The organism is Brevibacillus gelatini (assembly GCF_003710935.1).
GTDB classification, from domain to species: domain Bacteria; phylum Bacillota; class Bacilli; order Brevibacillales; family Brevibacillaceae; genus Brevibacillus; species Brevibacillus gelatini.
Map to the genome: position 1 here is coordinate 1 of NZ_RHHS01000077.1, position 6,956 is coordinate 6,956.

The following is a 6,956-nucleotide window of genomic DNA, read 5'->3' on the forward strand; positions in this document are numbered from 1 at the left end:
ACAAAATATTTTACAGTCCCAAGAATCAGCCTCCCCCGCCCCTCGATCTAAAAACTGCCTCTACACAGACTAAGAAGTCCACACAAAAAGAAAATCCCGCCACATGGCGGGGTTAGGTCAACGAAACAACGCATATTTCTTATAGTAGTCTCTGAAATCATCCGATAGATGCCAACCGTACTGATTCATGAAGCGAACCACTTTCTCCAATACACTGTTCCTGTAAACGACATCGTTGTGCTTCGATTTAGCAAGATAACAGGCAAGAGCGTATTCGACATCTTCCGAAGACAGCAAGTCCTTGACATGCTTTCCAAACAGCGCGGCTAGTTGGTCAATCTCATTTTGAGCGAGTACCTGCTCCCGCCTCATCAACGTGACGACAATATCCAACGGTAGTCTATTCATTGTCTTCACCTCCCTCCTTGCGGGCGGCGGCGAGGAGTTCTTGCTCCGCTTTCCATTTACGCCATTGTTGATACTGCTTCTGTGCTTCCTGCTCATCATAGCCATGTTGTACTAGAGCGTTTACGATTCTCGGCGGGATGGCGGGAGTGTGCCCATATAAACAAGCCTTCAATCGTTGAAACGATAAGTCGTGCAACACGGCAAATGATACCTGCGATACTCCCAGCATAGAGATGCATTCTTTAACTGGATGGTTCATGAGCATAACCCCCTCTATTAGTTTTTGTCTCTAATAGATTAGGCGGCTACCGCTAGAGACTAACACATATGTATACCCACCGCCATCCAGAGAGTAGACAGCAAGTCATTATTGACTTTGTCACAATACAGCAACGAAAGCATGAACTGCTATCCTGTAAATCCTTACGGAATTCTAGCGTCATACGTGGCACTCTACAGCACCATGACACGCCATTTTGCGGCGGGGCGGGCAGTGTTCTGGTATCTCCCCTGCTCCCAATCCTCAGAAATGCCTAGCTTCGCTTTCTCACGAGCTTAACATTGGCGGTGCGTGTTGCGCATGGCATTGCCCTTACGGGCGGGCACAGTTCCAGAACGCAAAGAGAAACCCCAGACGTAGTTGATTACACGTTTGGGGTAAAAGTGACTTTTTAATTTGCAACGTCTCTAATATTTCCAGCAACCCTCTTAACCAATTCGTGAATTTGGTCTAAATGCCAAATGCAATCTGAAAGTTTCAAATGTAGGTGAATTAGGTTCTCAACAATTGTATCGATATCGTCGCTGTTTACACATTTAAGCTTCCCAACCAACACCTCTATCTGCCTAGGTAGCTCAGAAAATTCATCTAGATTTTCGTATTCCTCTGTGAATTCACTTTCAGAAATAATTGGTGTCTTCACACGAGAATTTAAATCTTGTAGTAGTTGGAGAATTCTTCTTAAGCTTTCATCCAATGCTATCAGCCTCCCATTACCATTTTACCGTTCTTCCTTGCTTTAATGCTTGCTCAGTTTTACTCACATTAAGAGTTCCGTCTAGGTTCAAAACTGCTTTCACTTTACCTCTACTATCCACAACTTCAATATGATCGTAATGGAGTGAGTCTAGATAAAATCCGTCTCCTTTTTTGAGATATGGATTTTGAACCTTTTTATCGATTCGATAGATAGATTGTCCATTGTAACGAGCACTAGTCTTGGTAGCAGAATTCTCAAGAGACTTACCAAAGTCTAATTCAAAAAACTCCTTCATGTTGTTTACTTTACTTATCCCCTGAGTAACCGCCTTACCTGTATTTTTGATAGAAGCTGCTGCCGCCCCTGCTAATGGAGCTGCCAATCCTAAATCAGGAACATCCCCATGATTCATGCCAACCGTATTATTAAATGTGACGATAGCTGTCGGAAGAACTTCCTCCTGTAACTTCGCTGGTACATACTTCCTCACTGCATCTTCTGGCTCTATTCCCTCTGTGTATGCCCTCCGTGCAGCAACCCCTGCCCAATGCAGGTACTCTTCTTCTGGTGATGTAAAGCCACCGATTCCTCCCGTTCCTTCGTCCACGTAGTGACCGCTTGGATCAACAAACCTCAACGGATTATTATGCACATACGTATACCGGTTGAGGCTCAACGGATTATCCACTTGCCCCTTATACGTATCCTCCGAAACAAACCGCCCTACCTTCGGATCATAATACCGCGCCCGCAGATAGTAAAAGCCTGTCTGCTCCTCGTACATCTCGCCGCTGTACTGGTACGGGTTGGACATCCCCTCTGTCTTTGAAATGACGTTGCCCCAGGTGTCGTAGTCGTAGCGGTTCAGTTCCTGGCCGTTTGCGTCTGAGATGGTGACGACATCGCCGTGGCTGTTGTAGTGGTAGTATCCCTTTTTGCCAGCCGAAATGTCCTGGCGGAACAGCAGCTCGTTGCCCCAGATGTTGCGTGCCTTCACTTGGTTTGTCGCGTCCAGCTCTTCAATAACCTTGCTGCTTAAATAGACGTACTTGGTTTGCGCACCGTTTTCCGTTTTCGTTGCACGCAGACCGTCTCCGTAATACGTATACGTCGATGTCTCGCCTGTTGTTTCATTCAAAACGCCACGCAAGCGGTTGCGTTCGTCGAAGGTGTAGGTAAAGCTGTCCGCGTCGGTTGGCAGGGTGCCGGCGAAAGCCGAGCGGTTGCCGCGGCCGTCATACGAATATTGATTCGTCGTGCCTGGAACAACTTCCTTGGTCAGGCGGTCGATTTTGTCGTATTCGAACTTGCGGACGACACCATTGCGCTGGATGGAAACCACATTGCCAAAAGAATACTGGTTGGCTTCTTGCCAGATGGCAGCTTGGTTCTTCTCGTGCACCACTGTCTCGACTTGTCCGAAGGAATCGGCTTTGCGCTTGTTGATGCGGCCGTTCGGATATGTCGTTTGCGTTTGCTCCCCGGTGTTGTCCATTGTGTACGCGTACTCGATTTTTCCCGTCAGTCCGCTATTGACTTCCACCATACGCCCGGCGGCATCATACCGATAGCTCACTGTGGTACCGTCCGGATACGTAAGCGAATCCATGAGCTCGTCGCGATCCGTGTAGCCCAACTGGTACGTGCGGCCAAACACGGTCTGGCTTTTCAGGCGCTTGTGCGCATCGTAGCTGTACGTGATCTCACGGTAGTTGCTGGCTGTCGGGAGGATGTCCGCGCCGTTGCTGTTCGTTTCCTTTTGCACCAGCGAGGTGTTCGGGAAATATTCTTTGGTCTCCAGGTTCGTCACCGTGCCTGCTGCGTTGCGGGTCGTGATGCTCGCCAGTTCCCAAAACGGCGTATAGCGATACTCGTGGCGGTTGCCTGCCTTGTCGGTAAACGTGTTCAACGTTCCGTTTGGATTGTAGGAAGACGACTCGGTCGCGCCAGAAGGGACGTCCTGCTCGCTCAGCTTCCAGGACAGGGCGTTGTAATGGTTTTTCGTCGTCAGCACCTGGTTTTCCGTGACCGTCACGAGATTGCCGAGTGTGTCGTACTCGTAGTGATAGCGGTTTTGTTCGGGATCGCGCAGATCGGTGAGGTTGCCGTCGTTGGTGTAGCGATATTCCCAGGTGCGGCTTTTTCCGGTCTGGTCGGTCTCCGTTTTTTGAATTACCTGGTCAAAAGCGTTGCGAACGAACCTGGTGGTCAAGCTTTGGGCACCGATTCCGGTTCGTTGAACTTCTTTTTCTACCTGGCCGTAGCGGTCGTGGTATTGTACGGTTTGCAAGCCGTTCGGTCCCAATGTCAGGCGGGTGAGCGCAGGCGCGTAGTTGATTCCGTCGCTGACTGCGTTCGCGGTCAGGTACACGGTGGTGCCGACCGGGTCTTTTTTCTGCCAGACGCTGCCGTCTGCATTATAGACGTACGTAGTCGCCCGATTGTTGTCCGCATACGGAGCGCTGGACAACAAGTGATTGCCGTCCAGGGAATACGTGTTGTACAAAAGCGGGCGGATGCTGCCGTCTGTGCCAATTTGCGCCTCGTACTCGACCTCCCCGTATGGCGTAAACTGAGTGACCTGTTTGCTGCCATCCGGGAGGGTCATTGTGACTTTGCGCGCGGAGTCGTCGTAGGCGTACGTCGTCGTCCGTGTCTGTTGCTTGCTTGTCACGCTTTCTTTGGTCCGGCGGCCGAGCAGGTCGTATTCGTACAAGACGACAGTGTTGTCCGGATAGGCGCGCGCGGTCAGGCGGCCGAGTCCGTCGTAGACAAAGACGTGGTACAAGGTTTGCTTCTGCCCGGTCGCCACTTCGACCTGCAGGCTGATGTCAGACGGATACAGGCCAAGCGGATCATAGCTCGTAATGTTTTGCGTTACGGTCTTGGCGTCGGGTCCGGTGCTCGTTTCCGTAACAGAAGTTAGCTGCTTTTTGTCGTTGTAGGTGTACGTGCGGTCGACCTGCACTACTTTGGTCCCTGTGCCGTCCGGGTACGAGTCGACGATTTTTTCTGTCGCCACCAGGCGGTTGCTTCCGTACGTGTACGTTTCGTGATGAAAATGGTTCGGGTTGTCCACGGCCGTTTTCTTCACATTCGACGGGACACGCAGCCCGGACAGATTGAGATATTCGAGCAGCGTGACGTTGCCTTTTGGATCGATTTCCTTCGTCACATCGCCGTACGCGTTGTAGCCGTATTGGGTGATTTGCGCGTAGCGGCCGAGCCTAGCCCGCACCTTGTCCAGTCGGTCTGAAGTCGGGGCAAGCAGAAACGAGTAAATGTCCGCGTCGGCGGTCAGGGACGCCGGACGGCCGAGGAAGTGGTACACGTAGGCTGGTTTGGTCGCCCGCTCTTCGTACAAATAGCTCGTGTAACTCGCTGGCGCGTACCGATACGTCTTGCCGTCTTCCGTCAGGGAAAGCGCGCCCTGGATTGTGTCTTGGTCGGCTCCGCTGCCGACATACGTTTTCACCGATTGCAGCACGAAGTTGCGGTCCTCGTTGGCACGGTACGTCTTGTCTTCACTTGGCAGTCCCTCCTGCACCATCCGCGATACGACGACCGAGCCATCCCTGGCCAGCGACTGCTTCGCCAGGCGCCCCGACTTCGACTTCGGCGACTTCCAGATTTCTTTCGTGATGTGCGGATAGTATTTCGTGTACGAGTACCACTCGGTCGCAGGCTGGTCGGGATGCGGCGTTTTCGCAAAGCGGAAGTTGACAGCCGTGACCGGCAAATAGCTGGTGTACGTCAAGGCTTCCCTGTCGTGATAAATCCGGGTCACACCCCTGTCGAGAAAGCCCGGTGCATCCGGCTGGTACAAGCTGTACGTATAGGTCATGACCAAGCCTTCCACCGGATAGGTGACCTGTTTGAGCAGGTTGTAACGGACGGTCGCTTTTCGCGATTGGTCCAGGCTCGTGTACGCTGTTGATTCCAGCCCGCCGTCGTCAAAGTCGATGACGCCGTCAGGAGCCGGGAAGCTGTAGCCGGGATGCAGGTTGAACTCGGTCGTGCCGTACGTCTGCGGATCGAGGTAGGTGTACTCGGCGATGACCTTGCTCTCTCCGCCCGTGACGCTATGTTCGATGACCCGGTCCTTGTTTCCCGTAACTCCTTTATCGTATTGCAGATGCTTGAGCAGCTTCGTCTTGCTGCTGTCCTGATATACCTTGAGATCAATGTCCCAGTTGCGTTCCAGGACAACCAGGCGGCCGACGCTGTCGGTAATTTCGATTGGCTGCCGATAATCTTCGGGAATGCGGTAGTGGATCGTGTCGCCGTAAGCGTTCGTCTTTTTGACCAGATAGGTCACGTACGCTTCGTCGTTGCGATAATGGGTCTCCTCGCCAAATTCATACGTATTGCCATCCACGGACAGGGTGACGATATGGTTGTCGCCAAACTCCCCGGAGCGACTGCGATACGAGGTCATGCCACCGTTTGGCTTATACGGCGTGTTCACCCATTCCCCTGTTATGGACGACGACTCCAGAATCGTCCCGTCTTCCAGCGTAAAAATGTACCGTTTGCCTTCACTGGTCGACCCGCACGTATATCTGGACCCATCTACGCGGAAACCGCACTTCGCGTCTTCCTTCCAGACTTCCTTGAAGCTGGGAAAATTGTAGCTCCAGCCCGTCGGCAACGGATTGAAGTCCCCTTGCAGCGGATACGTCTTGTTTTTGCCCGACGACGAAAAGTAAATGTTTTCCGTCATCGCATCGAGCGACGAATAGCGGCGCTCGATCGTCAAATCCATGCCGTGCTTGCCTTCCAGGTGGACGTCGACTTCCCGCACGTTGGCCGCCCGATACAGCTCGTCCACCGGATTGTCCGTGTCGGTGCGCTGGTATTTGTAGGTCAAGCCCTCGGTTTGGAACATGGCATCGGGGATGCTTGTCGTCGCAGCCGTGGCCGATGCCAGACTGCCCGTGGCCTGTTTCTTGCCTGCCGAAGCCTTATTGCTTGCCGCTGCCTGCTTGCCTTTTTCGTACAAGGCCATGATCTGCGGCACGTACGCTTCCAGTTGTTTTTTCTCGGCAGCGGACAGTCCGTCCATTTTCTGCTGGAACGTCTCGCCCTCCCACTGGTACTTGTCGACCTGCTCGTCATGAGACAAAAGCTGGTCGACCTGCGGATACACATACGCCGCAAGTTGCAGCAATTTTCTGTCACCTGTCTGGTACAACTGCCAGACGCTTTCTGCTGAAAGCGGCGTCCAGTCCAGCTTCATTACCTCTGCTTTGCTGTAGGTCGGCTTCTCATCCGGCCGCTGTTCCTTTTTACCCGCTCCCGCTTGCACGGCCGCCTGATAAGCGGAAAGCCATTTTTTGGTCGCGGCGCTTGCGTGCGAAGCGTAGGAAGCTTGCGGCTCCGCTGACAGGCTCGCCTCTGCGAAAGCCATGTTCGGCATAAGCAGCGAGCCGCTCAGCACCACGCCTGCGATTTTCTTCATCCAGCGATTGTATCGCATCCTATCCCTCCCACTATAAAGTAATGTTTTCTCCTGTTTTCTCGCTCATTCTCTGTTTTTTAACTTTGACATCTTAAAGCTCTTGTCGT

The 6,956-nt window shown here is 52.5% G+C and carries 4 protein-coding genes; all 4 read right to left on the reverse strand.

Features of this window, described 5'->3' with window-relative positions; all coding sequences use genetic code 11:
* Positions 1–117: 117 nt before the first annotated feature.
* The 4 genes from EDM57_RS22695 to EDM57_RS22710 all read right to left on the reverse strand — a co-directional run bounded on the left by EDM57_RS22695 (position 118) and on the right by EDM57_RS22710 (position 6,867).
* The gene (locus tag EDM57_RS22695; protein ID WP_005826998.1) at positions 118–408 is read right to left on the reverse strand and encodes a hypothetical protein; all 291 of its coding nucleotides are present in this window, start codon (positions 406–408) and stop codon (positions 118–120) included.
* Complete coding sequence (locus EDM57_RS22700; RefSeq protein ID WP_005827000.1) at positions 401–667, reverse strand: hypothetical protein; 267 nt, start codon at positions 665–667, stop codon at positions 401–403. Before EDM57_RS22700 ends, EDM57_RS22695 begins: the two co-directional genes overlap by 8 nt.
* A 412-nt stretch (positions 668–1,079) precedes the next feature.
* Positions 1,080–1,385 carry a hypothetical protein gene (locus tag EDM57_RS22705; RefSeq protein ID WP_122906943.1) on the reverse strand — a complete coding sequence of 102 codons (306 nt, stop codon included), beginning with the start codon at positions 1,383–1,385 and terminating at the stop codon, positions 1,080–1,082.
* 16 nt (positions 1,386–1,401) lie between these two features.
* Complete coding sequence (locus EDM57_RS22710; RefSeq protein WP_246005892.1) at positions 1,402–6,867, reverse strand: RHS repeat domain-containing protein; 5,466 nt, start codon at positions 6,865–6,867, stop codon at positions 1,402–1,404.
* Between the last annotated feature and the right edge of the window lie 89 nt (positions 6,868–6,956).